Origin of the sequence: Rubellimicrobium arenae (assembly GCF_017916275.1) — a bacterium.
GTDB lineage: Bacteria > Pseudomonadota > Alphaproteobacteria > Rhodobacterales > Rhodobacteraceae > Rubellimicrobium > Rubellimicrobium arenae.
The window spans coordinates 90346-115227 of record NZ_JAFMST010000006.1 but is presented as its reverse complement, the minus strand read 5'-3'; the positions used below and the strand labels follow the sequence as shown (position 1 = coordinate 115227).

Below are 24882 nucleotides of genomic sequence, written 5' to 3'. Positions count from 1 at the left end.
CCTGATGGCCGAGAAACCTCTCCTGAAACGCGGCCTCGGACGGGGCCTGTCCGCTCTGATGGCGGATCTCGGCACCGATCTCGCCAAGGAGGCCGCGCCTCCTCCCCCTGCGCCCCGAAGCCCGGATCGCCTCATGCCGATCGAGGCCTTGCGCCCGAACCCCGACCAGCCCCGCCGCACCTTCGAGCCTGGCGCGCTCGAGGAACTGGCGGCTTCGCTCAAGACCAAGGGCGTGATCCAGCCCCTGATTGTTCGACCCGACCCCAAGGAGCCCTCGGCCTGGCAGATCGTCGCAGGCGAACGCCGCTGGCGCGCCGCGCAGAAGGCGGGCCTGTCCGAGGTGCCCGTCATCGTCCGGGACTACGACGATGCCGAACTTCTCGAGATTGCGATCATCGAGAACATCCAGCGGGACGACCTGAACCCCATCGACGAAGGTGCGGCTTATCGCAGCCTCATCGACCGCTTCGGCCATAGTCAGGAGCAGGTGGCGACCGCGCTCGGCAAGAGCCGCAGCCATGTCGCCAACCAGATGCGCCTTCTGGGCCTCCCGAAGGAGGTGCAGCAGATGGTCGCCGACCGGACCATAACCGCCGGTCACGCCCGTCCGCTGATCGGGCATCCCCGCGCGCTGGACCTGGCCCGCCGGATCGCCGAGAAGGGACTTTCCGCCCGAGACGCTGAACGGATCGCCAAGACTCCGGCGGCCGACAAGCCGCGCCCGGCCAAGGCGGAGAAGGATGCGGATACCCGCGCCATCGAGGGGGACCTGTCCGCGACACTCAAGATGTCGGTGCGGATCGACCATGGCACGGCAGGCGAAGGCGGACGCCTCACCATTACCTACAAGAACCTGGAACAGTTGGACGATCTGCTCCGCCGTCTCTCGGGCGGCTGAGGCTTAGGCCAAGAGGTCCCGCAGGACGGCGTTCAACAGCGGACGCCCTGCGGCCGTGGTGCGCAGACGACCGTCGACAGGTTCCACGAGGCCCATGTCGGCCAGCGTGGCCGCTCGTTCCGCCAGGCCGTCCAAGGCCGACAGGCGACCGATCTCGACGCCCTCGGTCAGGCGAAGCCCCATCATGAGCCGCTCCTCTGCGGCTTCGACATCGGATAGGACCTCGCGGGCGCTTTCCCCCGTGCCGCCCTGCTCGACCGTCTGGAGCCATCGCCCGGGCGCCCGTTCCGTCTCGATGCCGGTGCGCTGGCCATTCAGGGTGAGCCGCCCATGGGCGCCCGGCCCCACGCCGACCCAATCCCCGCCCTGCCAGTAGACGAGATTGTGCCGGCTTTCCTGTCCCGGGCCCGCGTGATTGGAAACCTCGTAGGCCGGAAGCCCCGCCCGAGTGGTCAGGTGCTGCGTCACATCCCACAGGTCCGCCGCCCTATCCTCATCCGGAAGGTCTCGCAGCTTGCCGGCCGCGAAACGGTCGCCAAAGGCGGTCCCATCCTCGATGGTGAGCTGGTAGAGCGACAGGTGGCCCGCCCCGTCACCGTCAACCAGCCGCAAGGCGTCGGACAACTCGGCGTCCCAGGCCTCCGGCGTCTGGCCCTGACGCGCGTAGATCAGATCCAGGCTCACCCGCTCGAAGGTGTCGCGTGCGACCCCGAATGCCCGGACGGCTTCGTCCGCGGAGTGCAGCCGCCCCAGCGCACGCAGGTCACGGTCATTCAGCGCCTGTACGCCCAGCGAAAGCCGGTTCACCCCGGCGGCCCGATACCCCCTAAACCGCTCCGCCTCGACCGAGGTCGGGTTGGCTTCCATCGTGATCTCGATGTCGTTGGCAAAGCCCCAGGCCGCCCGCGCCGCGCCGATCACCGCCTCCACCGTCTCGGGCTCCATGAGCGAGGGTGTTCCCCCGCCCAGGAAGATCGACCGGAGCACCCGCCCCGGCACCTCCCGCGCCGCCCGGGCGATCTCGGCCTCATAGGCCCGCGCCCAACGCCCTTGGTCGATGCTCCGCGCCACATGCGAGTTGAAGTCACAGTACGGGCACTTCGCCTGGCAAAAGGGCCAGTGGACGTAGAGAGCGAAGCCCCCCGCCTCCCAGTCCTCCCGCCGGACCCCGACCTCGGGCTTGAGCTCGCCATCAGCCAAGGCAGGCGGCCTCGAACGCGCGGATCGACGCACCACGGTGGCTCAGGGCGTTCTTTTCCTCGGCCGTCATCTCCGCAAAGGTCCTTTCGTGCCCATCCGGGATGAATATGGGATCGTAGCCATGCCCCAGGACCCCCTGCGGCGGCCAGATCACGCGACCGTTCACCTCGCCCCGGAAGCTTTCCTCATGTCCGTCCGGCCAGGCCAGCACGAGAACCGAGACGAACCGCGCCCGCCAAGGCTCCGGCGCGCCGCTGGCCACCAAGGCATCATGCGTCCGCTCCATGGCCACCAGGAAGTCGCGCCCGTTCGGCGTCTCGGCCCAGTCCGCCGTACGGACGCCCGGAGCGCCGTCCAACGCCTCGACCTCGATCCCCGAGTCATCGGCCAGCGCCGGCAGGCCCAGCGCCTTGGCCGCCGCATGCGCCTTGATCCGGGCGTTGCCCAGGAACGTGTTCTCGGTCTCCTCGGGCTCGGGCAGCCCGTGGTCCGCGTTGGAGGTGATCCCGATCCCACGCGGCTCGAGCAGCGCCCGCATCTCCTCGAGCTTGCCCTTGTTCCCCGTCGCGACGACCAGCCGCGTGTCGGTCAACCGCCGCATCAGGCGACCGCCCCCATCTGCGCCTGCGCCAGCAGGCCATTCCCTCGGGCCGCCAGGTCCAGCAGAACCACCATCTGCTCGCGCGAGAAGGTCGACCCCTCGGCGCTCATCTGCACCTCGATCAGCCGGTCGCCCGTCATGACCACATTGGCGTCCACGCCGGCCTCGCTGTCCTCCGGGTAGTCGAGGTCCAGCACCGGCTGGCCGGCATAAAGCCCCACCGACACCGCCGACACCGGCGCCGCCAGCGGGTCCCTCTGGATTGCCCCCGCCTTCAGCAGCTTGTTCATCGCCAGCCGCAGGGCGACCCAGCCGCCGGTGATGGCGGCGCAGCGCGTTCCGCCGTCAGCCTGGATCACGTCGCAATCGACGGTGATCTGCCGTTCGCCCAGGGCCACGAGGTCCACGCCCGCCCGCAGGGACCGCCCGATCAGGCGCTGGATCTCCTGCGTCCGGCCCGACGGCCCGTCCTTCACCTCGCGCCGCATCCGCGTGTTGGTCGCGCGCGGTAGCATCCCATACTCGGCCGTCACCCAGCCCTTGCCGGTGTTCTTCAGGAACGGCGGCACCCGCTCCTCGAGGGAGGCCGTGCAGATCACATGCGTGTTCCCCACCCGGATCAGGCAGGACCCCTCGGCGTGGCGGTTGAAGTTGGGTTCGATGGAAAGGGAACGCAGGGCGTCGGTCGCTCGGCCGGAGGGGCGCATGGAAACTCCTGTGGGATGATCGGCCTTGGTCCCTACAGGACAAGCCTCTTGACGCCAACCCGTCGCTCTGCGTCCCGTTGACGCCCGATCCTGCGTTGCTTACATGCGTTCGCCCCGGAGATCGCACAGGCCCATGCCCGACCGCTCGCCCGCCATCGAGGAAATGAACGACCGCTCGCGCGAGGTGTTTCGCCGCGTGGTCGAAGCCTATCTGGAGAGCGGCGCTCCGGTCGGATCGCGCACCCTCACGCGGACCATGTCTGAGCAGGTCTCGGCCGCCACCATCCGCAACGTCATGCAGGACCTGGAGGAGATGGGCCTCCTCGGTCATCCGCATGTCAGCGCGGGCCGGGTTCCGACCCAGGCGGGCCTTCGGCTCTTCGTGGATGGTCTTCTGGAAGTCGGTCCCATGACCGGCGAGGACCGGGAGCGGCTCGAGTCCACCGTGACGGGCACCCCCACCCGGCGCGGCGCCGACGTCAACGCGGCCCTTGACCGGGTCGGGGCCGCCTTGTCCGGCCTGACGCGCGGCGCAAGCCTCGTTCTTGCCCCCAAGCGCGACAGCGCCCCCATTCGCCACGTCGAATTCGTATCCCTCGGGGCCGACCGCGCGCTCGTGGTGCTCGTCTTCGCCGACGGTCACGTCGAGAACCGCGTCTTCGCGCCGCCCCCTGGCCAGACGCCCTCCTCGATGCGCGAGGCGGCGAACTTCGTGAACGCGCTGGCCGAAGGCCGGACGCTTCCCGAACTCCATGGCGTCATCGCCCGCGAGATGGAGCAGCGCCGCCAGGAACTCGACAGCCTGGCCCAGGCCATGGTCGAGTCGGGCTTGGCCACCTGGGCCAGCGAGGATCATGGCGCGCCCGAGCGGCTCATCGTGCGCGGGGCCGGTAACCTCCTCGACAGTCCGGAGGCGCAGGCGGACCTCGATCGCGTCCGCGTCCTCATGGACGATCTCGAACGCAAGAGCGACATCGCGCGCTTCCTCGAACTGGCCCAGGGAGCCGAGGGGGTCCGCATCTTCATCGGATCCGAAAACAAGCTCTTCTCGCTTTCGGGTTCATCCCTGGTCGTCTCGCCTTATATGAACGCCGACCGTACGGTCGTCGGCGCCATCGGCGTCATCGGCCCCACACGGCTCAACTACGGGCGCATCGTCCCCATCGTGGACTATACGGCGCAGCTCGTGGGCCGCCTCCTTTCAGAACGTTCCTAAGGATCCCTTCATGTCCGACCAATCAGATCCCCAGACGCTGTCCAGCCAGGACGACCTGAAGTCGCTGGACGAGCTCGCGGCCGAGGCCGACGCCGACGAGCAGGCCCATGCGGACCTGCTGGCGGACCTCGACGCGCTTCGCGCCGAGCGGGACGAGCTCAAGGACCGCGTCCTGCGGCAGCTCGCCGAGACCGAGAACATGCGCAAGCGCGCCGAGCGGGACCGCAAGGAGGCCGAGCAGTACGGCGGTTCCAAGCTCGCCCGCGACCTGCTGCCGGTCTACGACAACCTCCGCCGCGCGCTGGACGCCGTGACCGAGGAGCAGCGCGCCGCCAACTCCGCCCTTCTCGAAGGCATCGACCTCACCATGCGCGAGATCGTCAGCACCTTCGCCAGGCACGGCATCACGGTGATCGCGCCTCAGGTCGGCGACCGGTTCGACCCGGCGGTCCATCAGGCCATGTTCGAGGCCCCGGTTCCCGGCACCCGATCCGGCGACATCATCCAGGTCGCGACCGAGGGCTTCATGCTTCACGACCGCCTGCTGCGCCCGGCTCAGGTCGGCGTCTCGTCGATGCCGGCGTCCTGAACCGGCGCTCCGGTTCGGTCGGGCCGCTCCTGAGGACCCACGTCGGCACGCCGCCGTCGTGGGGCCTCACAGGCCTACAGCAATCCCCGAAGCTCGTAGACGAGGGCCAGCGCCTCGCGCGGGCTGAGGTCGTCGGGCCGGACCTCCTTCAACCGTTCCTCGACGGCTGAGGTCCTCGGCTCCTCGGGCGTTGTTCCACGCGCGAAGAGCGGCAACTCATCCTCCAGCGCCCTTGGCCCGCCCTCGCGCGCCCGCGCCTCCAGGCCCCGCAGCACCGCCTTGGCCCGCGCCACGACCTTGGGGGGCAACCCGGCCAGACGCGCGACCTGCACCCCGTAGCTCCGATCCGCTGCGCCGTCCCGGACCTCGTGGAGAAAGACCACTTCCCCCTCCCAATCCGCGACGGCCACATGGGCGTTCGAGGCCCTGGGCAAGGATCCGGCCAAGGTCGCCAGCTCGTGGTAGTGGGTGGCAAAGATCGCCCGGCAGCGGTTCACGCCCTCCAGGTGCTCCAGCACCGCCCAGGCAATCGACAGGCCGTCCCAGGTCGCTGTGCCGCGCCCGATCTCGTCCAGCAGCACGAGGCTCTGGTCATCCGCCCGATTCAGGATCGCAGCGGTCTCGACCATCTCGACCATGAAGGTCGATCGCCCGCGCGCAAGATCGTCGGACGCGCCGACCCGGCTGAACAGGCGGCTGACCAGCCCCATCCGCAACTCGTCCGCCGGGACGAAGCTCCCCGCCTGCGCCAGCACCGCAAGCAGGGCCGCCTGCCTCAGATAGGTGCTCTTGCCGCCCATGTTCGGTCCGGTCAGCAGCCGGATCGGCCGGTCCGACAGATCGCAATCATTGGCAACGAAGTGCTTTCCCTGGCGCCGCAGGGCCGCCTCGACCACGGGATGCCGCCCACCGCGCACATGATAGTCGCGCGAGGCGTCCAGAACGGGCCGGGTCCACCCTTCCTGCATGGCAAGGTCGGCCAGCGCCGCTGCCACGTCCACCTCGGCCAAGGCGCCTGCGACCCGGGCCAGAACGGCCGCCTCGCTCAGGGCCGCGCCACGCAGGTCTCCAAAGATGCGGCGCTCGATGGCCAGTGCTTCCTCTCCCGCATTGAGAAGACGCGCCTCGGTCTCGGTCAGGGCCTGGGTCACGAAGCGAACCGCCGAGCCGGTCGTCTGCCGATGATGGAACATCGCATCGAACGGCGGCTTTTGCAGCTTATCGGCCTGGGCCGTGCTGACCTCGACCACATAGCCGAGGGTCCCGTTGTGCCGGATCTTGAGCGAGGCCACGCCGGTCTGCCCGGCGTAGTCCGCCTGCATGGCGGCGATCACGGCGCGTCCTTCGTCCCGCAATTGCCGTGCCTGATCGAGGTCGCCGGCGAAGCCAGTCGCGACGAAGCCGCCGTCACGCGCCAATGTCGGAGGCGAGGCCACGAGCGCTTCTCCAAGAAGCTCGGCCAAGCCCTCGGGTCCGGCTAGGCGCTGGACAGCCTGCACGAGACGCGGCGGCAGGTCCTCCGGCGCAAGCAGCTTGGCCACGCGCTCGGCCACCTGCAAGGCGTCCCGCAGGGCGCCCAAATCGCGTGGCCCACCCCGGTCCAAGGCCAGTCGTGACAGGGCGCGGTCCAGATCCGGCGCGCTCCGCAAGGCGTCCCGCAGGTCCCGCACGAGTTCCGGCCGCTCGACCAGGGCTTCGACCGCGTCGAGCTGCGCCCCGATCACGTCCAGCCGGCGCGAGGGCGCTGCGATGCGGGCCTCCAGCTTCCGCGCGCCCGCCGCCGTGACGGTCCGGTCGATGCAGGCCAGCAGCGATCCCCCCCGACCGCCGCCCAGCCCCCGGGTCAGCTCTAAGGAGGCGCGCGTCGCGGCGTCGATCTCCATGAACTCGCCTGTTCCCTCCCGCTGGGGCGGTGACAGGTGGGGCCGCGCGCCCTTCTGGGTCAGGTCGAGGTAGTCGACCAAGGCCGCCATGGCCGCGATCTCGGTCTTTTCAAAGCTTCCCCAGCCATCAAGGGTTGCGACCTCGAACCAGCTCTGGAGTCGGCGTGCTCCGCTCCCGGGATCGAACGCGGCCCGGGGGAGCGCTGTCACCTGCGTTCCGGCGTCCTGGGCGACAGCGGACAGCTCGCGCTCCATCTCGTCGCAGACCAGCAGCTCACGCGGGGCCAGACGCGCCAGCTCGGCACCCAGGTCGCCCACCAGGCAGGACTTCACCCCGAACGCCCCGGTGGAGATGTCGGCCCAAGCCAAGGCGCCCTCGCCCTTCTGGCTGGCATAAGCAGCCAGGAAGTTCGCGCGCCGCGCCTCGAGAAGCGCCTCCTCGGTCAGCGTGCCCGGCGTCACCAGACGCACGACGTCGCGCTTGACGACCGATTTCGAGCCACGTTTCTTGGCTTCGGCCGGATCCTCCAGCTGCTCGGCCACCGCGACCCGGAAGCCCTTCCGGATCAGCTGGAGCAGGTAGCTCTCGGCCGTGGCAACCGGCACCCCGCACATGGGAATGTCCCGTCCGAGATGCTGGCCCCGCTTGGTCAGAGCGATGTCCAAGGCCTGGGCGGCCGCCTCGGCGTCCTCGAAGAACATCTCGTAGAAATCGCCCATCCGGTAGAACAGGAGCGCGTCCGGGTGCCGCCCCTTGATCTCCAGGTATTGCACCATCATCGGCGTGATGGCGCCCGTTCCAGGCCCAGTCTCCGGTCCCGCCCCGTCCATCGCCTGCTCCCTGTCAGCCATCCGCGAGGCTAAGGCTTCGGGACCGGGCGAGCCAGCCCCGCTCCGAGGATGGTTGCGGCGGCCGTGGCGCTCGCGCAATCTGCCCGGAAAACCCGGGGAGGACCGTCATGGCGCGCACGCGCATCACCCAAGAAGAGGCGCTGGATTTCCATCGCCTCCCCGTGCCCGGCAAGTGGGAGGTCCAGCCCACCAAGCCCATGACGACGCAGCGGGACCTGTCCTTGGCTTATTCCCCCGGCGTGGCTCATCCCTGTCTCGCGATCCGGGAGGATGCCCAGCTTGCCTACGACCTGACGAACAAGGGGAACCTGGTGGCCGTGATCTCGAACGGCACGGCGGTCCTGGGCCTGGGCAACCTCGGCGCGCTGGCCTCCAAGCCCGTGATGGAAGGCAAGTCCGTCCTCTTCAAGCGCTTCGCCGACATCAACAGCATCGACCTTGAGCTCGACACCGAGGATGTGGACGCGTTCTGCAACGCCGTCCGCCTTCTCGGTCCTTCCTTCGGCGGCATCAACCTCGAGGACATCAAGGCGCCGGAGTGCTTCATCATCGAGTCCCGCCTGAAGGAGGAGATGGACATCCCCGTCTTCCACGATGACCAGCATGGGACGGCGGTGATCTGCGCGGCGGGTCTCATCAACGCCCTCCATCTGACGGGAAAGCGCCTGGAGGACTGCCGGATCGTCCTGAATGGTGCGGGCGCCGCAGGGATCGCCTGCATCGAGCTCCTGAAGTCCATGGGTGCCCGCCCCGAGAACTGCCTCACCTGCGACACCAAGGGGGTCATCTACCAGGGCCGGACCGATGGCATGAACCAGTGGAAGTCGGCCCATGCGGTCAAGACGGACCTCCGCACCCTGGAGGAGGCGATGCGCGGCGCCGACGTCTTCCTGGGCGTCTCCGCCAAGGGCGCCGTCACGCCCGAGATGGTCGCCAGCATGGCCCGCGATCCGGTCATCTTCGCCATGGCCAACCCCGACCCGGAGATCACGCCCGAGGAGGCCCACGCCGTCCGCCCCGATGCCATCGTCGCGACCGGGCGCTCGGACTACCCCAACCAGGTCAACAACGTCCTGGGCTTCCCCTACCTCTTCCGGGGCGCGCTCGACATTCACGCCCGCGCCATCAACGACGAGATGAAGATCGCCTGCGCCGAGGCTCTGGCCGCGCTGGCCCGCGAGGACGTGCCCGACGAGGTCGCGATGGCCTATGGCAAGAAGCTCGCATTCGGCCGCGATTACATCATCCCCACGCCCTTCGATCCCCGCCTGATCCACCGGATTCCCCCGGCCGTTGCCGCTGCGGGCATGCGCACCGGCGTCGCCCGCAAGCCCATCGAGGATGCCGAGGCCTACGGCGCCCAGCTTCGTCAACGCATGGATCCGACCGCGAGCGTCCTGCGGGGCATCCATGCCCGCGCCCGCGCCTCGCAAGGCACGATGATCTTTGCCGAAGGGGACGACCCCCGCGTGCTGCGCGCCGCCGTCCTTTACCAGCGTGGCGGCTTCGGCCGTGCTCTCGTGGTCGGCCGGTCCAGCGATGTGAAGGACAAGCTCGCCGCCGAGGGGATGGCGGATGCCGTGGGCGAGCTGGAGGTGGTCAATGCCGCCAACACGCCCCACCTCGAAACCTACAAGAGCTTCCTCTACCAGAGACTCCAGCGCCGGGGCTTCGACGCCCACGACATCCATCGCCTTGCCGCCCGAGACCGCCATGTCTTCGCCGCGCTCATGCTCGCGCATGGGCATGGCGATGGCATGATCACCGGAGCCACGCGCAAGTCCGCCCATGTCATGGACCTGATCGGCCATGTCTTCGATGTGGACACCGCGAGCGGGGCGGTCGGCGTCACCGCCGTCCTGCAGAGGGGCAGGATCGTGCTCATTGCCGACACGCTGGTGCAGGAATGGCCGATGGAGCGGGACCTTGCCCTGATCGCCCGGCGTGGCGCGCAGGTGGCGCGCGATCTTGGCCTGACGCCGCGGGTGGCCTTTCTCAGCTTCTCCACCTTCGGCCATCCGGTCTCGGAGCGGGCCACCAAGATGCATCTGGCACCGCGTGTCCTGGATGAGGAAGGCGCCGACTTCGAATACGAGGGCGAGATGACGGTGGACGTGGCCCTCAACACCAAGGCGCAGGAGGCCTATCCGTTCCAGCGACTGACCGGCCCGGCCAATGTGCTCGTTATGCCTGCCCGCCACTCCGCCTCGATCAGCGTCAAGCTCATGCAGGAGATGGGCGGAGCGACGGTGATCGGGCCGATCCTCGCCGGAGTGGATCGGCCGATCCAGCTTTGCTCCACGGTCTCCACAGCCAATGACATCCTCAACATGGCCGTGATGGCCGCAGCCCAAGTCGAACGGAACGAATGACCATCTGGAACCTTGGCAGCATCAACGCCGACCACGTTTATGCGCTCCCACACATCCCGGTCCCTGGCGAGACGCTGGCCGCCCACATGCTGACCGCTGGCCTGGGGGGCAAGGGAGCAAACATGTCAGTGGCATCGGCCCGGGCTGGCGGCAAAGTAAAACACATCGGTGCCATCGGCCCGGAAGGTGGCTGGATGCTCGACCGCATGCGTGGCTATGGCGTGGACACGAGTTCCGTCGCCACGCTCGACACTCCGTCAGGGCATGCCATCATCGCCGTAGCCGAGTCGGCAGAGAACATGATCATCCTGTTCCCCGGCACCAACCGTCGCATTTCCCCGGCCCACGTGGACACGACCTTAGCCGCCGCCAAGGCGGGCGACCTCTTCCTGACCCAGAACGAAACCAACCTGCAGGTGGAAGCGGCCCGTGCCGCCCGCTCCCGAGGGCTCCGCGTTACCTATGCCGCCGCGCCCTTCGAAGCCGCAGCGGTGCGGGCCATCCTGCCGTTCACCGATCTCCTCATCCTCAACGAGATCGAGGCCGAGCAGTTGAGCAAGGAGACCGGCCAGGGACCCGGGAGCCTGGGTCTTGCCGACGTCATCGTCACGCTGGGCGCTGAAGGCTGCCTCTGGTTCCACGGCAACGAGGAGAGCCGCTTTCCCGCGGCCCGCGTGACCCCCGTCGACACCACCGGGGCGGGGGACACGTTCACCGGCTATGTTCTGGCAGGTCTCGACGCCGGACAGCCCATGCCTGAAGCGATCCGGCTCGCGACGCGCGCCGCCGCGCTCAAGGTCACGCGCCATGGCGCTGCCGATGCCATCCCGACGAAACAGGAGGTGCTCGCGTTCAGCCCCGGATGAGGTGGCCAGCAGCTCTCGGGGCGGGCAAACAGGCGCAACCTCTCGGCGGCATCGATGCCTGCCTGCTCATTGGGTGACCGCACGAGGCAGGGGCCTGCCCTTCAGGCGACCTGCCTCGAGCTCGCCCTCATGGGGCGCCCTGGGTGGGACAGGATCATGACGGCTCGCGGCACCGGACTGCGGCTGCCTTGTGCCTGGACGTCCGGTCACCCCGGCTCCGCCTTCAGTGAGATGCGGTCGCGAGGGCTCTGAACGGTCAGTCTGGCACAGCCAGCCGAACAGGGCGGAGGGACGTCCCTCGCTCAGGTCCGGATGTGCGGGCCTGCACAGGGCTGCCACCGACCGGCCGCCCTGTGCGGCAGTGCACAGTCTTCTTGGGTCAGGCTTTCGTGCGGGCGTTCCGCACCGCGATCAGCCGGAGGCGCAGCGCGTTTAGCCGGATGAAGCCTTCCGCGTCCTTCTGATCGTAGGCGCCCGCGTCCTCCTCGAAAGTTACGTGCTTCTCCGAATACAGCGAATGGTCCGACCACCGCGCCACCGTCCGCACCGAGCCCTTGTAGAGCTTGACCCGAACGGTCCCGGTCACGTGCTCCTGCGATCTGTCGATCAGCGCCTGCAGCATCTCCCGCTCGGGCGAGAACCAGAAGCCGTTGTAGATCAGCTCCGCATAGCGCGGCATGATCGAGTCCTTGAGGTGCCCCGCGCCCGCGTCCAGCGTGATCTGCTCGATGCCCCGATGCGCCTCCAGCAGGATCGTCCCGCCGGGCGTCTCGTAGATCCCACGCGACTTCATGCCCACGAAGCGGTTCTCCACGAGATCCAGTCGCCCGACCCCGTGCCGGCCGCCGATCTCGTTCAGCCGGGTCAGGATCGTCGCCGGCGACATCCGCTCTCCGTCGATGGACACCGCGTCCCCGCGCTCGAACCCGATCTCCACGGTTTCGGCCTGATCGGGCGCGGCCTCCGGGTCCACCGTCCGCTGGTAGACATAGGCGGGCGGCTCCTCGGCCGGGTTCTCGAGCACCTTTCCCTCCGAGGAGGTGTGCAGCAGGTTCGCGTCCACGGAGAACGGCGCCTCGCCCCGCTTGTCCTTGGCGATCGGGATCTGGTTCGCCTCCGCGAACTCCAGGAGCTTCGTGCGCGAGGTCAGGTCCCACAGCCGCCACGGCGCGATCACCTTCAGCGCCGGATTGAGCGCCGCCACCCCCAACTCGAACCGCACCTGATCGTTGCCCTTGCCCGTGGCCCCGTGCGCCACCGCATCCGCGCCCGTCTCAGCCGCGATCTCCGCGAGACGCTTCGCGATCAGAGGCCGTGCGATGGAGGTCCCGAGCAGGTAGAGCCCCTCATAGAGCGCATTCGCCCGGAACATCGGGAACACGAAGTCCCGCACGAACTCCTCGCGCAGGTCCTCGATGTGGATGTTCTCGCTCCTGATGCCCAGCAGTTCCGCCTTCCTGCGCGCGGGCTCCAGTTCCTCGCCCTGGCCCAGGTCGGCGGTGAAGGTCACGACCTCGCAGCCATACTCCGTCTGGAGCCACTTCAGGATGATGGAGGTGTCGAGTCCGCCGGAATAGGCAAGGACAACCTTCTTGGGGGCAGGGGCAGTCATGGCGCGGCTCCGTGAGGCAGTTTCGCGCGCCGTAGCGGGTTTCGGCTGGGGCAGCAAGCGAGGGCCGTTGACCTAGCGGCCACCCGCGTCCGTGGTGCCGCGGAGGGTAGGTTGCGCCGGGGTCGGAGCGGGGTGTCATGGACCGGCGCGGACCGGCTCCAAGGAAAGCCTGAACCCCGGCCAAGGCATCCAAGCCCGCTTTGGCCCGAGAGGACCCCCTTACGTGAGCAGCTTGCGGAGAAAATCCCGTTCCCCTGCGTTCGGCAGCAGGTCCAGCGCCACCTCGGGCGAGGCCCAGAGCGCGGCGTGCCCCGGTTCGGTCGGCGGCCCAACCCGACGCACCGGCCGGGCGAGCCAGACCTGGCAGACCTTCTCGGCCCAAAGGTCGTAATCCGGCATGTAGGCGTACCTTTTGTAGACCCCGAGCCGCCGTGCCCCGGAGATGGTCCAGCCGGTTTCCTCGAGCACCTCCCGGTGCAGCGCCCCAAGGGGCGACTCGCCCGGGTCGATGCCCCCGCCGGGCAGTTGCACCTCAGGGTGGGGCTCGGCCTGGAAGGTGAGAAGCAGCTCTCCCCTGCGCCAGAGGATCGCATAGGCTCCCGGGCGCCGCCGGTAGACCCGCCCGCGTTCCATCGCCTCGCCCCATCGCCGCATTCCTGACCCCTTCAACACCGCGTTCCGGCCCCCTATATGGGCGATCGACCCCCCATGCGGCCAGCCGGACCTTACTCCCCTGTTGGAGCCGCCTACGTTCTTCGCTAAAGGATGACCTCATGAGCCTCGGCGCCCGACTTGCCTGGGACGACACCGTCCTGCCCTTCCAGCTCGATGCCTCGGACATCCGGGGCCGCGTGGCGCGCCTCGATGGCACGCTTGAGAAGATCCTGTCGCAGCATGACTACCCGACCGTGGTCGAGGCGCTCGTGGCCGAGACCGCGCTCCTGGCGGCGTTGATCGGTCCGACGGTCAAGCTGCGGTGGAAGCTGTCGATCCAGGTCCGGGGCGACGGTCCGGCCCGCATCATCGCAGCCGACTACTACGCCCCGGAGAGCGAGGGCGAGCCCGCGCGCATCCGCGCCTGGGCCAGCTTCGACCCCGAGCGCCTGGACACGGAAGGCGACGCCTTCGCCCAGATCGGCAAAGGCTACTTCGCCATCCTGATCGACCAGGGCGAGGGGACCACCCCCTACCAGGGCATCACGCCATTGTCCGGCGGGTCGCTCGTGTCCTGCGCCCAAACCTACTTTGCCCAGTCCGAGCAGCTGCCCACGCGTTTCGCCCTGTCGTTCGGGCGGTCGCGGCTGCAGGGCGACGCGGCCGAGCGGTGGCGTGCGGGTGGGGTCATGCTCCAGCACATGCCCAAGGTCGGCATGGGCGTCGCGGCGGCCGAAGGCTCGGGCGAGGGCGGCCTGCTCAACGCCAACGACATCCTCGACGGCGAGGAGGGCGAGAACTGGGCCCGCGCCAACATCCTCCTCGATACGGTCGAACCCATGGAACTCGTGGGTCCGCAGGTGCAGCCCACCGACCTGCTCGTGCGCCTCTTCCACGAGGAAGGGCCCCGCATCTTCGACGCCCAGCCTGTCGGCTTCGGCTGCTCGTGCAGCGAGGACAAGGTGCGGCAGTCCTTGTCGATCTACTCGGCCAAGGACATCGGCCACATGACGACCGACCGCGGCGTGGTGACGGCCGACTGCCAGTTCTGCGGCGCCCATTACGAGTTCGATCCCACGACGCTCGGCTTCGAGGCAACCACTCCGGCAGGTGCGGGTGCGTCTCTCTGACGCCGAACTTGTGCTGCGTCGGGCGCTGGAGGCCGGTCGCGCCGCCTCGTCCGATTACGACCTCGACCCTGGCCTGCCCCGCCCGGCGGGCCGGGAGCTTCGACCCGCTGCCGTCCTCGTGGCCGTCGATCTCACGGGGCCTCAGGCCCGCGTGATCCTGACCAAGCGTTCCGCCCACCTGCGCCACCACCCCGGCCAGATCGCCCTTCCGGGCGGAAAGCTCGACCCGGGCGAGGACATCGTCACCGCTGCCCTGCGGGAAGCGCGCGAAGAGGTTGGCCTGCCTTCGGATCTGCCGGAGGTGCTTGGCACCTACGGGAGCCATGAGACCGTCACCGGCTTCTCGGTCGCCGCAGTCCTGGCGCTTGTCCGATCCCCCTTCATCCCGCGTCCCGAGGTGGGCGAGGTGGCCGAGGTCTTTTCGGTGCCCTTGACCCATGTCACGACGCTCGACAACTTCCGGGTCGAGGGCCGCCGCTGGCAGGGTCGTCACCGGCGTTACTGGGTGGTCCCCTTCGGGCCGTACTATATCTGGGGTGCAACGGCCCGGCTCCTGCGCGAATTGGCCGAGCGTGTGGAGGCGGTCCGTGGATAATCTGACGAACGCTTTGTCGCCCCTCCTTGGGGAGAAGTCCGCGCAGCGGGTTCTGTCCATGCTGGTGCGCGGCGGCCATCGGGCTTGGATCGTCGGCGGCGCCGTCCGCGACGCTCTTCTGCGCAAGCCCATCGGCGACATCGACATCACCACGGACGCCCATCCCGGGCGCGTCATCGACCTGGCCGAGGCTGCGGGGCTCAGGACCGTGCCGACCGGCATCGACCATGGCACCGTCACCGTGCTCGCCGGCCATCCTGTCGAAGTCACGACCCTTCGCCGCGACATCGAGACGGACGGCCGCCATGCGGTCGTGGCGTTCGGGACCGACCCGGTCGAGGATGCGCGCCGCCGCGATTTCACCATGAACGCCCTGTATCTGGCGGCGGACGGGACCCTTCTCGATCCGACCGGAGGATTGCCCGACCTCGCGGTCCGGCGGATCCGCTTCGTGGGCGATGCGTCCACCCGCATCCGCGAGGATTACCTCCGCGCGCTCAGGTATTTCCGCTTCCATGCCTGGCACGGCGATCCGGAGGAAGGGCTGGACCCCGACGCCCTGGATGCGGTGGCCCGCAACCTCGATGGGCTCGACACCCTCTCGCGCGAGCGGGTCGGGCACGAGATGATGCGGCTTCTCGCGGCTCCGGATCCGGCGCCCGCCGTGGCCGCCATGCGGGCCACGGGAGCGCTGGCCCGCGTCCTCCCGGGGGCGGGCGATGGCCTGCTGGCCCCGCTGGTCCATGTTGAAGGCGAGGCTGGCCTTGCGCCCGATGCTCTCCGCCGGCTCGCCGCCCTGGGAGGCGAGGGTCCGGCAGAGGCCCTGCGGCTGTCCAAGGCTCAGGCCAAGCGCCTGGGTCGGCTGCATGATGGGCTGGCCGGGCTCACGAGCCCCGGCGAGCTCGGCTACCGCTGGGGCGCCGATGAGGCCGCCGATGTGCTTGCCCTGCGGGCCGCCTTGTCCAATGCCCTGATCGACCCCGAGGCCTTGCGCCTGTCCCGGGAGGGCGCGGGCCAGCGCTTCCCTCTCGCGGCGGCCGACCTTGCGCCGCTCTCTGGTCCTGCCCTTGGGCAGCGGCTGAGGGACCTCGAGCAGGCCTGGATCGAATCCGGCTTCACGCTGGCCCGTGAGCGGCTCCTCCACGGAGACTAGGCCGGCTGCCCAAAAAAGCGCCGGCGTCCGTTTCCCTGCCATGGCCCGCGGTCTATATCCGCCGGGCAACCCCATTCCCCTGGCCCCTTTCGTCCTCGTCCGACGGACGGGCCCTTATTCGTGTCCCCCATGTTCCGCCTTTTCGAGAACCTCGTCGATCCCTTCGCGCCGCATGTGCCGGTGGACGATCCACCACGCCGGCTCTGGCCCTTCCTGAGAAGCTACATGGGGCCGTTCCGGACCGTGTTCTGGATGACTGGCCTATTCGCCGCCCTGGTGGCGGCCGTGGAGCTTTGGCTCATCTCCTACTCGGGGCAGCTGATCGACACGCTGACCTCCTCGTCGCCGGACACCGTGCTGCGGGATCATGGGACGGAGCTTCTGCTCGTCGCGCTCTTCGTGCTGCTCGTGCGGCCGTTCGTGTTCGGGATGCAGGCGCTCCTGCTCAACAACGCCATCCTTCCCAACTTCGGCACGCTGATCCGCTGGCGCGCCCATGGTCACGTCCTGCGCCAGTCGGTGGGGTGGTTCGAGAATGATTTCGCGGGCCGCATCGCCAACCGCGTCATGCAGGCCCCGCCCTCGGCGGGCGATGCGGTCTATCAGGTCTTCGACGCGATCACCTATGCGATCTCGTACATCGCCGGCGCAGCGGTCCTGCTCTGGGTGGCCGACCCCAGGCTGCTGATCCCCCTGTCGTTCTGGCTCGTTCCTTATGCGGCCCTGGTGGTCTGGACGGTTCGCCGCATCGGCCCGGCGTCCAAGGCCTCATCGGAGGCCCGCAGCCTCACCACCGGGCGCGTGGTGGACGCCTACACCAACATTCATTCCGTCAAGATGTTCGCCCAAGGCGACCGAGAGCTCGAATACGCCCGCGACGCCATCGCCGCGACGCGCGCGACGTTCCAAAGGGAGATGCGGCTTTTCACGGTCATGGACCTGTGGCTCAGCGTGCTGAACGGCGTGCTGATCGTGGGCGTGGTCGGCTGGGCCATCTGGCTCTGGACCGGCGGACTTGCCACAGTCGGGGTCGTGGCCGCGGCCTCGGCGCTCGTGCTGCGGATCTCGAACATGTCTGGCTGGATCATGCTGTCGGTGTCCGACTTCTTCCAGTCGCTCGGCGTGGTGTCCGAGGGCATGGAAACCATCGCCCAACCCGTGACCCTGCTCGACGCCCCGGATGCCGTGCCGCTGCGCGTGCCCCAGGGACGGATCGACCTTCGTGACCTGTCCCACCACTACGGCAAGGGCAGCGGGGGGCTCGACCGCCTGAACCTGGTCGTGGCGCCCCGCCAGAAGGTGGGGCTCGTGGGGCGGTCGGGCGCAGGCAAGTCGACGCTCGTCAAGCTCCTCCTGCGCTTCTACGACGCCGAGTCCGGGGACATCCTCATCGACGGCCAGAGCATCCGCGGCGTGACGCAGGATTCGCTCCGCGCCTCGATCGGCATGGTCCAGCAGGACAGCTCGCTTCTCCACCGCACGGTTCGGGAGAACATCCTCTACGGGCGCCCGGACGCCACTGAAGCCCAGATGATCGCCGCCGCCAGGCAGGCCGAGGCCCACGACTTCATCCTGCGCCTGGAGGATGGCGACGGAAACCGGGGCTACGACGCCAAGGTCGGCGAACGGGGCGTGAAGCTGTCGGGCGGGCAGCGGCAGCGGATCGCGCTCGCCCGCGTGATCCTGAGGGACGCGCCCATCCTGGTGCTCGACGAGGCCACATCGGCCCTGGACTCCGAGGTCGAGGCCGCCATCCAGGGAACGCTCGCCTCGATGATGGAGGGCAAGACGGTGATCGCCATCGCGCACCGGCTGTCCACCATCGCGCGCATGGACCGCATCCTGGTGCTCGAGGATGGACGTATCGCCGAGGACGGCACCCACGAGGAGCTTCTTGCCCGAGGGGGTCTCTACGCCCGCTTCTGGAGCCGCCAGTCGGGCGGGTTCCTCGACTTCGACTCGGACCTCACGGAGGCCGCTGAATGACTGACGCCGCGGACCGTCGCCACCCGCGCCCGACCTGGGCCGAGTGGTTCTCCCGCCTGATTCCGCCGTTCGACGAAGGGCCGGTGCCGCAGCCCCCCCGCACGCTGTGGGCCTTCTTCGCCTGGTGCCTGCGGGGGTCATTTCCGATCCTGCTGATCGCATCGGTGGTGAGCATCCTCGCAGGGAGCGCCGAGGTCATTTCGGCCATGCTCCTGGGGACGGTGATCGACTCGGCCAACACCAGCGGCCCCGAGGCGCTCTGGAGCGAGCACACGCTCCTGTTCGCCGCCATCGCCGTCTTCCTGATCATCCTGCGCCCGCTGACCTTCGGGGCCTCGGCCATGTTCCAGTCAGTCGTGATCGGCCCGTCGCTGAACGTGCTCGTGCTGTCGCGGCTCCACCGCTGGACCCTGGGACAAGACATCACCTTCTTCGACAACGACTTCGCGGGCCGCATCGCGCAGAAGCAGATGCAGGCGGGCCGGGCCGTGACGGAGTCCACGGTGGAGTTCATCAACACCATCGTCTTCGCCCTGTCCTCGGTCATCGCCACCCTGATCCTCGTGGTCGCGGTGGACTGGCGCGTGGGGCTCGCGCTCGGCCTCTGGTTCGTCGTCTACCTGCTCTACATCAGCCGCTTCCTTCCCCGCATCCGCAAGCGGGCCGAGGGCCGGGCCGCCGCGCGGGCGGTGGTGACCGGGCAGGTGGTGGATACCATCACCAACATGCGGACCGTGAAGCTCTTCGCCCATGCGGAGGCCGAGGACGAGGCCGCGATCCGTGCCATGGAGCGGTACCGCGACACCACGCTCGACTATGGGACCATCTCGACCAGCTTCCGCTTTGGCCTGATGGTCATCGCCGGGACGCTCCCGGTTCTGATGGTGGGGCTTACGCTGCACTTCTGGACGCAGGGCACCGCCACGGCGGGCGACATCGCGGCGACCGGGACGGTCGCGCTGCGGATCGCCCAGATGACCGGCTGGGTGAGCTTCGCCCTCATGGGTCTCTACGCCAACGTGGGCGAGGTGGAGGACGGCATGAACACGCTCGCCCACAACCACTCGCTCGTGGACGCTCCGGACGCCGTGCCCCTGCGGTCGGCCGAGGGCATCCGCTTCGACAACGTGAACTTCACCTATGGCCGCGAGGGCGACGAGGATGAGGGCGGAGGCCTGCACAACCTCGACCTGACCATCGCCCCGCGCGAAAAGATCGGGCTGGTGGGCGCCTCGGGCGCGGGCAAGTCGACCCTCGTGGCCCTGCTCTTGCGGCTCTACGACGTGGAACGGGGGAGCATCCTCGTGGGCGGGCAGGATGTCCGCAAGATCACGCAGGAGTCGCTTCGCAAGGCGGTGGGCATGGTCACGCAGGAGACCGCCATGTTCAACCGCTCGGCCCGCGACAACATCCGCTATGGCCGGCCCGACGCCACCGACGATCAGGTCATCGCCGCCGCCAAGGCTGCCCGCGCCCACGACTTCATCCTGCAGCTCGAGGACTTCAAGGGCCGCCGGGGCTACGACGCCCATCTGGGCGAACGGGGCGTCAAGCTGTCGGGCGGGCAGCGGCAGCGCATCGCGCTTGCTCGCGCCATGCTCAAGGACGCCCCTATCCTCGTGCTCGACGAGGCCACCTCCGCGCTGGACAGCGAGGTCGAGGCCGAGATCCAGGCCGCGCTGGAGGAAGCGATGGTCGGCAAGACGGTGATCGCGATCGCGCACCGGCTGTCCACCATCGCCAGCATGGACCGGATCGTGGTCATGGATGCCGGAACCATCGTGGAGGAAGGCACGCATGAGGCCCTGCTCGCGCGCGGGGGCCTTTACGCCCGTTACTGGAACCGCCAGTCGGGCGGATTCCTGCAGATGGAGGCCGAGGCGGCCGAGTAGGCCACCTGCGGCCTCCCGCCTTCTTGCACGCAGGGCCCGGGTCCCTCATGTAAGCCGCCTTGATCTCCAAGGTTGCACTCATGACCGCCCGCCCCGATACCGCCACGCAGCACGTGACTGCCCTGACCCATCATGGCCAAGGCCGGCTGGCTGACGGTACGCTGGTTCCGCGCGTCCTCCCGGGCGAGGACATCTCTCCCCGCCCCGATGGCAGTTGGCGCATCGTGACCCCATCGCCGGACCGTGTTGCGGCGCCCTGCCCCCATTTCAACGCCTGCGGCGGCTGCGCCATGCAGCACGCTTCGGACCCCTTGGTGGCGGACTGGAAGGCCGGGATCGTTCGGGGGGCGCTTGCAGGCCAAGGGATCGAGGGCGAGGTGGCCGGGGTCCTGTCCTCTCCGCCCCAGAGCCGCCGGCGGGCCCGACTTGCCGCTCGACGGCTCAAAAAGGGCGCGCTGCTGGGTTTTCATGCCCGGGCGTCGGACACGGTGGTCGACAACCCGCAATGCAGGATACTGACGCCCGGCCTCATGGCCTTGCGCCCGGCCCTCCTCGATCTCGTGCAGATGGCCGCCCCCCGCTCGCGCGAGATCGGGCTCATGCTGACCGACAGCCCAGCAGGCGCGGATGTCGTCGTGGAGGAGGGGCGCGACCTCGACGTCGGTCTGCGGCAGGACGCGGCGGCTTGGGCGGCGGCGGCCGGGGTCGCGCGTTTCACGTGGAACAACGAGTTGGTCGCCCTGCACCACGGTCCCTGGCAACCCATGGGCCGTGCTCGCGTGGTGCCGCCGCCCGGAGCCTTCCTTCAGGCGACGCGCGAGGGCGAGGCGGCCCTGGTGGCCGTCGTGCGTGGCGCGCTGCAAGGAGCCAGCCGCGTGGCAGATCTCTTTGCCGGGGTCGGAACCTTCACCCTGCCCTTGGCCGAATCAGCCGAGGTTCACGCCGTCGAAGGCGAGGGCTCCATGCTTGAGGCGCTCCAGAAGGGGTGGCGTGGCGCGCCGGGCCTGCACCGGGTCACGACCGAGACGCGCGACCTGTTCCGCCGACCCCTTGAGGTGGCTGACCTGAAGGCGTTCGACGCGGTCGTGATCGATCCTCCCCGCGCCGGAGCCGAGACGCAGGTCCGTGCCTTGGCGGAGGCCAGGGTGCCCGTCGTGGCCTACGTGTCGTGCAATCCGGCCAGTTTCGCCCGCGACGCCAAAGCCCTGCTGGCGGCTGGCTATTGCATGGACCCGATCACGGTCGTGGACCAGTTCCGCTGGTCCACGCATGTGGAGCTTGCGACACGATTTTCGCTCACCTGATCTCACGACCCCTCGCGGGGTTGTGGATAATCGGGTATGCACGGCCTTGAACGGCGGCAGACCGGACAGGCGACAGTGATGATCTCCAGGCGAACCCTTCTCGTGGGCGGCGCGGCCCTTGCTGGCTTGGCAGGTTGCGCGACTCAATCCAAGTTCCGCAACTATCAGGGCCCCCAGGTCACCAGCATCCAGGTCTTCAAGTCGCGTCGCAAGATGTACCTGATGCATGGCGACAAGGCTCTGCGGACCTTCGACTTCGAGCTTGGGGGCGATCCGGTCGGCGCGAAGATGTACGAAGGCGACGGCAAGACGCCAGAGGGCGCCTACATGATCAACCGCCGCAATCCGAATTCGAGCTACTACCTGTCGATCGGCATCTCCTACCCGAATGAGGCCGACGTGGCCCGGGCGACGGCCATGGGACTGCGCCCCGGAGGCGACATCTTCATCCACGGCACCCCGCGCGAGATGCGCCGCGCCCAGGATTGGACAGCGGGCTGCATCGCCGTCACCAACCGCGAGATGGAGGACATCTACGCGATGGTGCGGGACAACACGCCGATCTACATCTTCCCCTGACGCGGGAGTTCAGGGCCGGTCTTTCCCCCCGAAGCGGAGGAGCCGCCCCTTGGCGGCCCCGGTCGGTCCGGCGCTTCAGGCGGCGAGCACCATGGTCCACCAGATCTTGCCCGACTGCTCCTGGAACCAGGCCAGTCCGCACTTGGTGGCGCTGGGGTTCAGGATGGTCGCTCGGGTGTCCGGCGCCTTGGCCCAGGCCGCGAGCGTCTCGAGCTCATCCTCATAGGTTTCCGAGATGACCTCGCCGATCAGCTGGCCCCGGTAGCCCACGCGGGCCAGGCGGTCGATGGGCGAAGAGCCGTCGGAGCCGAAGTGCCAGGGGCGGTTCTGCACGGCCATGTCGCGGCTGTGTGTGGCCGCGGCCGCGTTCAGCAGAGGGTCGAAGGCCACCGGCGCCGCGCCTGCCGCCGCCCGCAGGGTGTTCAGCGAATCAAGCATCCGGTAGCCGACCTCGGCTTCCATCTCGGGCGTGATGCGATAGACCGTGGGCAGCGGCAGTCCATCGGGACCCACCAGTGGCCGCACCGGCTGCCGCCCGCCACAGGCCGCGAGCCCCAGGAGAGCCAATCCCGTCATCACCGCCCTGCGTTGCATCGAAAGCACCTTCGCCATTGTCCCGGGCGCCTCCTTAACGAGGGTGCAAGGGGGTTTCAAACGCGATCGATACCGTTGCCGCGATCTGACGAGACCTTGAATTGAGAGCGTCGAACGACGATTGTAACGCTTCGCTCACGAACATGACAAAAGAGGCAGGCAGCATGGCCGAAGGCAAGGGAATCACGCGCAGGGGCATCCTGGGGGCCGGAATGGCGATGTTGGGAGCTGGACTGGCTGCGCCTGCCCTGGCGCAACAGGCCAACTCGACCGAGATGGAGCAGGAGATCTCCCAGTCCACGCGCCATAACGTGTCGGCGTTCCGGACGCTGAACTGGCAGGACTACTTCCAGAACACCCGCGGCGGGGTCATCATCTGCGACATCCAGTGCCGCGCGCTCCACTTCTGGAACGAGGATCAGACGATCTACCGTCTGTATCCCACCTCCGTGCCCGCGACGGACGAGCTGACCCGCAAGGGCGACACCTCGGTGGTCGAGAAGGTCGTTGCGCCGCCGTGGCGTCCGACCCCGTCCATGCGTGAGCGGAACCCCGACTGGCCGGAGTTCGTGGCGGGCGGCGATCCCCTGAACCCGCTCGGCCCCTATGCGCTCTATCTGTCCTGGCAGTACTACCGGATCCACGGCACCCACGACACGCGCAAGATCGGCCGCCGGTCGTCGAACGGCTGCATCGGTCTTTACAACGAGCACATCACCGAGCTCTTCCGGCTGACCACCGTCGGCACGCAGGTCAAGCTCATCTGACCGGCAGGACCCCGGACCGGCAGGCATAGCCGGTCCGGATCCCTGGCCGCCGGGCGCAGATCCAAGGATCCACGGGCCATCCGCGGGCCCTTGAGGCGGGCACCCCAGGTCGAATTCGTGCGCCCGGGCCGATCGGGGGCTTGGTTTTCCCCAAAGCAGGCGTCTAAGTCCCTCCCAGGAGGAACGATCATGACCCAGCCCCCCACTATCGCCCCGTCCATCCTTGCGGGCGACTTCTCGGCGCTTGGCGCGGAATGCCGTGCTCTCGGAGAGGCCGGGGCCGACTGGATCCATGTGGACGTGATGGACGGGCACTTCGTCCCCAACATCACCTTCGGACCGCAGATGTGCGCCGCGCTCCGGCCCCACATCGCCGGAACCATGGACGTTCACCTCATGATCGCCCCGGTGGACCCCTTCATCCCGGCCTTCGCGAAGGCGGGGGCCGATGTGCTGACCGCCCATCTCGAGGCCGGCCCTCATATTCACCGCACGCTGCAATCGATCCGTGCCGCGGGCTGCAAGGCCGGACTCGCCATCAATCCCGGAACGGGGATCGACGCGGTGGCCCATCTGCTGGACGATATCGACCTCGTCTGCGTCATGACCGTCAATCCCGGCTTCGGGGGCCAGTCGCTCATTCCAGCGATGGTGGAAAAGGTGCGGGCGCTCAGGAGCCTGATCCAGGGCCGGCCCATCCGGATCGAGATCGACGGTGGAGTGAGCGCCACCACCGCACGGTCGCTGGTGACCGCAGGGGCCGACATCCTCGTGGCGGGGTCGGCCGTCTTCCAGGGCGGGACCGGAGCCTATGGCCGCAACATCGCGGCCCTGCGCGAGGCGGCGTCAGGCGTGATGGCCTAGAGCCGCTCCAGCCGTCGCAGCAGGTCGGCCACCACATCCGGGGCCGGGCCATCCACGGGCACCTCCAGCCCCCGCTCCTCGGGCCGGAGAGGCTCCAGCGTCCCGAACTGGCTGTCGAGCAGAGCGGGGGGCATGAAATGTCCCTTCCGGGCGAGGAGCCGTTCATGGATCAGCGTCCGGTCCCCTACGAGATGCACGAAGACGAGGTCCGGCACCCAGCGGCGCAGGCGATCCCGGTAGCTTCGGCGCAGGGCCGAGCAGGCCCCCACGACAGGCGGCTCCCCTTCGGCGAGCGTGCCGCCCACGCGATCGAGCCAAGGCCAGCGATCTTGGTCCGTCAGGGGCGTCCCCGCAGCCATCTTGGCACGGTTCTCCGGGGGATGGAGGTCATCTCCTTCGACAAAGTGCCCGCCCACCGCCTCGGCCAGAAGGGTTCCGGTTCGCGTCTTTCCGACGCCCGAAACACCCATCACCACGAAGCGCCCGGTCCTCGCGTCCATCGCGTCCTCCGTTCCACGGGCGGAGCCGCCCTGCCATGATGCCGCTGTAGCGCGGCGGCACGCGTGGC

22 protein-coding genes are annotated in these 24882 nt (G+C 68.7%); 14 read left to right on the top strand and 8 right to left on the bottom strand.

The genetic code is table 11. The features are described from left to right. The first annotated feature begins 4 nt into the window (after positions 1-4). Positions 5-898, top strand: coding sequence for a ParB/RepB/Spo0J family partition protein (locus J3P31_RS10875; protein WP_210528466.1), 894 nt, complete (start codon positions 5-7; stop codon positions 896-898). A gap of 3 nt (positions 899-901) precedes the next feature. Here J3P31_RS10875 and hemW read toward each other — a convergent pair whose 3' ends face one another. Genes hemW through rph form a run of 3 tightly spaced genes read right to left on the bottom strand, consistent with a single transcriptional unit; the run spans position 902 to position 3406 of the window. After that, complete coding sequence (gene hemW / locus J3P31_RS10870; protein ID WP_210528465.1) at positions 902-2098, bottom strand: radical SAM family heme chaperone HemW; 1197 nt, start codon at positions 2096-2098, stop codon at positions 902-904. After that, entirely contained in the window at positions 2091-2699 is a 609-nt protein-coding gene (rdgB, locus tag J3P31_RS10865; RefSeq protein ID WP_210528464.1) for an RdgB/HAM1 family non-canonical purine NTP pyrophosphatase, read from the bottom strand. Before rdgB ends, hemW begins: the two co-directional genes overlap by 8 nt. Then, positions 2699-3406 (bottom strand): ribonuclease PH, encoded by a 708-nt coding sequence (rph, locus tag J3P31_RS10860; RefSeq protein WP_210528463.1) that lies wholly within the window; start codon positions 3404-3406, stop codon positions 2699-2701. The genes rdgB and rph overlap by 1 nt, the downstream gene beginning before the upstream one ends. Positions 3407-3539: 133 nt before the next feature. Between rph and hrcA the strand changes: the two genes are divergently transcribed. Then, entirely contained in the window at positions 3540-4622 is a 1083-nt protein-coding gene (gene hrcA / locus J3P31_RS10855) for a heat-inducible transcriptional repressor HrcA (protein ID WP_210528462.1), read from the top strand. 10 nt (positions 4623-4632) lie between these two features. After that, complete coding sequence (locus J3P31_RS10850) at positions 4633-5211, top strand: nucleotide exchange factor GrpE (RefSeq protein ID WP_210528461.1); 579 nt, start codon at positions 4633-4635, stop codon at positions 5209-5211. 74 nt (positions 5212-5285) lie between these two features. On the opposite strand, the gene mutS is transcribed toward J3P31_RS10850, so the two are convergent. Then, positions 5286-7925 (bottom strand): DNA mismatch repair protein MutS, encoded by a 2640-nt coding sequence (gene mutS / locus J3P31_RS10845; RefSeq protein ID WP_246849445.1) that lies wholly within the window; start codon positions 7923-7925, stop codon positions 5286-5288. A 128-nt stretch (positions 7926-8053) separates the two neighbouring features. On the opposite strand from mutS, the gene J3P31_RS10840 reads away from it, so the two are divergent. Further along, entirely contained in the window at positions 8054-10318 is a 2265-nt protein-coding gene (locus J3P31_RS10840; protein ID WP_210528460.1) for an NADP-dependent malic enzyme, read from the top strand. Further along, positions 10315-11184, top strand: coding sequence for a ribokinase (locus tag J3P31_RS10835; protein WP_210528459.1), 870 nt, complete (start codon positions 10315-10317; stop codon positions 11182-11184). Before J3P31_RS10840 ends, J3P31_RS10835 begins: the two co-directional genes overlap by 4 nt. Positions 11185-11563: 379 nt before the next feature. On the opposite strand, the gene J3P31_RS10830 is transcribed toward J3P31_RS10835, so the two are convergent. Both J3P31_RS10830 and J3P31_RS10825 read right to left on the bottom strand, forming a co-directional pair. After that, positions 11564-12796, bottom strand: coding sequence for an argininosuccinate synthase (locus J3P31_RS10830; protein WP_210528458.1), 1233 nt, complete (start codon positions 12794-12796; stop codon positions 11564-11566). 219 nt (positions 12797-13015) lie between these two features. Beyond that, positions 13016-13450: an NUDIX domain-containing protein gene (locus tag J3P31_RS10825; protein ID WP_210528457.1), complete on the bottom strand. Its 435-nt coding sequence runs from the start codon at positions 13448-13450 to the stop codon at positions 13016-13018. A 119-nt stretch (positions 13451-13569) separates the two neighbouring features. On the opposite strand from J3P31_RS10825, the gene hslO reads away from it, so the two are divergent. The 7 genes from hslO (at position 13570) to J3P31_RS10790 (ending at position 22089) form a co-directional block, all read left to right on the top strand. Next, positions 13570-14580 carry an Hsp33 family molecular chaperone HslO gene (gene hslO, locus J3P31_RS10820; protein ID WP_210528456.1) on the top strand — a complete coding sequence of 337 codons (1011 nt, stop codon included), beginning with the start codon at positions 13570-13572 and terminating at the stop codon, positions 14578-14580. After that, positions 14567-15175 carry an NUDIX hydrolase gene (locus J3P31_RS10815; RefSeq protein ID WP_210528455.1) on the top strand — a complete coding sequence of 203 codons (609 nt, stop codon included), beginning with the start codon at positions 14567-14569 and terminating at the stop codon, positions 15173-15175. Before hslO ends, J3P31_RS10815 begins: the two co-directional genes overlap by 14 nt. After that, entirely contained in the window at positions 15168-16328 is a 1161-nt protein-coding gene (locus J3P31_RS10810) for a CCA tRNA nucleotidyltransferase (RefSeq protein WP_438270296.1), read from the top strand. Before J3P31_RS10815 ends, J3P31_RS10810 begins: the two co-directional genes overlap by 8 nt. 129 nt (positions 16329-16457) lie before the next feature. Further along, on the top strand, positions 16458-18314 hold the full coding sequence (locus J3P31_RS10805; protein WP_210528454.1) for an ABC transporter ATP-binding protein: 1857 nt from the start codon (positions 16458-16460) through the stop codon (positions 18312-18314). Next, on the top strand, positions 18311-20206 hold the full coding sequence (locus J3P31_RS10800) for an ABC transporter ATP-binding protein (protein ID WP_210528453.1): 1896 nt from the start codon (positions 18311-18313) through the stop codon (positions 20204-20206). The genes J3P31_RS10805 and J3P31_RS10800 overlap by 4 nt, the downstream gene beginning before the upstream one ends. Before the next feature lie 80 nt (positions 20207-20286). After that, positions 20287-21510, top strand: a complete 1224-nt coding sequence (locus tag J3P31_RS10795; protein ID WP_210528452.1) for a class I SAM-dependent RNA methyltransferase — start codon at positions 20287-20289, stop codon at positions 21508-21510. A gap of 78 nt (positions 21511-21588) precedes the next feature. Continuing rightward, positions 21589-22089: a L,D-transpeptidase family protein gene (locus tag J3P31_RS10790; protein WP_210528451.1), complete on the top strand. Its 501-nt coding sequence runs from the start codon at positions 21589-21591 to the stop codon at positions 22087-22089. Between the two features lie 75 nt (positions 22090-22164). On the opposite strand, the gene dalA is transcribed toward J3P31_RS10790, so the two are convergent. Further along, positions 22165-22683, bottom strand: a complete 519-nt coding sequence (gene dalA / locus J3P31_RS10785; RefSeq protein WP_210528450.1) for a divisome-associated lipoprotein DalA — start codon at positions 22681-22683, stop codon at positions 22165-22167. A 164-nt stretch (positions 22684-22847) separates the two neighbouring features. Here dalA and J3P31_RS10780 point away from each other — a divergent pair, with 164 nt between their 5' ends. Together J3P31_RS10780 and rpe are read left to right on the top strand one after the other, a co-directional pair. Next, positions 22848-23450: a L,D-transpeptidase gene (locus tag J3P31_RS10780; RefSeq protein ID WP_210528449.1), complete on the top strand. Its 603-nt coding sequence runs from the start codon at positions 22848-22850 to the stop codon at positions 23448-23450. A 189-nt stretch (positions 23451-23639) separates the two neighbouring features. Continuing rightward, positions 23640-24314 (top strand): ribulose-phosphate 3-epimerase, encoded by a 675-nt coding sequence (gene rpe, locus J3P31_RS10775; RefSeq protein WP_210528448.1) that lies wholly within the window; start codon positions 23640-23642, stop codon positions 24312-24314. Here rpe and J3P31_RS10770 read toward each other — a convergent pair. Next, the gene (locus J3P31_RS10770) at positions 24311-24814 is read right to left on the bottom strand and encodes a gluconokinase (protein ID WP_246849446.1); all 504 of its coding nucleotides are present in this window, start codon (positions 24812-24814) and stop codon (positions 24311-24313) included. The two genes, rpe and J3P31_RS10770, sit on opposite strands and share 4 nt — an antisense overlap. Between the last annotated feature and the right edge of the window lie 68 nt (positions 24815-24882).

Excerpts from the sequence above, each read along its gene's own strand:
- J3P31_RS10780 (WP_210528449.1), top strand. The coding sequence starts at position 22,848 with ATGGCCGAAGGCAAGGGAATCACGCGCAGGGGCATCCTGGGGGCCGGA.
- mutS (WP_246849445.1), bottom strand. The coding sequence starts at position 7,925 with ATGGACGGGGCGGGACCGGAGACTGGGCCTGGAACGGGCGCCATCACG.
- rdgB (WP_210528464.1), bottom strand. The coding sequence starts at position 2,699 with ATGCGGCGGTTGACCGACACGCGGCTGGTCGTCGCGACGGGGAACAAG.
- J3P31_RS10795 (WP_210528452.1), top strand. The coding sequence starts at position 20,287 with ATGACCGCCCGCCCCGATACCGCCACGCAGCACGTGACTGCCCTGACC.
- dalA (WP_210528450.1), bottom strand. The coding sequence starts at position 22,683 with ATGCAACGCAGGGCGGTGATGACGGGATTGGCTCTCCTGGGGCTCGCG.
- J3P31_RS10800 (WP_210528453.1), top strand. The coding sequence starts at position 18,311 with ATGACTGACGCCGCGGACCGTCGCCACCCGCGCCCGACCTGGGCCGAG.
- J3P31_RS10790 (WP_210528451.1), top strand. The coding sequence starts at position 21,589 with ATGATCTCCAGGCGAACCCTTCTCGTGGGCGGCGCGGCCCTTGCTGGC.
- hslO (WP_210528456.1), top strand. The coding sequence starts at position 13,570 with ATGAGCCTCGGCGCCCGACTTGCCTGGGACGACACCGTCCTGCCCTTC.
- rph (WP_210528463.1), bottom strand. The coding sequence starts at position 3,406 with ATGCGCCCCTCCGGCCGAGCGACCGACGCCCTGCGTTCCCTTTCCATC.
- J3P31_RS10825 (WP_210528457.1), bottom strand. The coding sequence starts at position 13,450 with ATGCGGCGATGGGGCGAGGCGATGGAACGCGGGCGGGTCTACCGGCGG.
- rpe (WP_210528448.1), top strand. The coding sequence starts at position 23,640 with ATGACCCAGCCCCCCACTATCGCCCCGTCCATCCTTGCGGGCGACTTC.
- J3P31_RS10830 (WP_210528458.1), bottom strand. The coding sequence starts at position 12,796 with ATGACTGCCCCTGCCCCCAAGAAGGTTGTCCTTGCCTATTCCGGCGGA.
- J3P31_RS10840 (WP_210528460.1), top strand. The coding sequence starts at position 8,054 with ATGGCGCGCACGCGCATCACCCAAGAAGAGGCGCTGGATTTCCATCGC.
- hrcA (WP_210528462.1), top strand. The coding sequence starts at position 3,540 with ATGCCCGACCGCTCGCCCGCCATCGAGGAAATGAACGACCGCTCGCGC.
- J3P31_RS10805 (WP_210528454.1), top strand. The coding sequence starts at position 16,458 with ATGTTCCGCCTTTTCGAGAACCTCGTCGATCCCTTCGCGCCGCATGTG.
- J3P31_RS10875 (WP_210528466.1), top strand. The coding sequence starts at position 5 with ATGGCCGAGAAACCTCTCCTGAAACGCGGCCTCGGACGGGGCCTGTCC.
- J3P31_RS10835 (WP_210528459.1), top strand. The coding sequence starts at position 10,315 with ATGACCATCTGGAACCTTGGCAGCATCAACGCCGACCACGTTTATGCG.
- J3P31_RS10770 (WP_246849446.1), bottom strand. The coding sequence starts at position 24,814 with ATGGACGCGAGGACCGGGCGCTTCGTGGTGATGGGTGTTTCGGGCGTC.
- J3P31_RS10850 (WP_210528461.1), top strand. The coding sequence starts at position 4,633 with ATGTCCGACCAATCAGATCCCCAGACGCTGTCCAGCCAGGACGACCTG.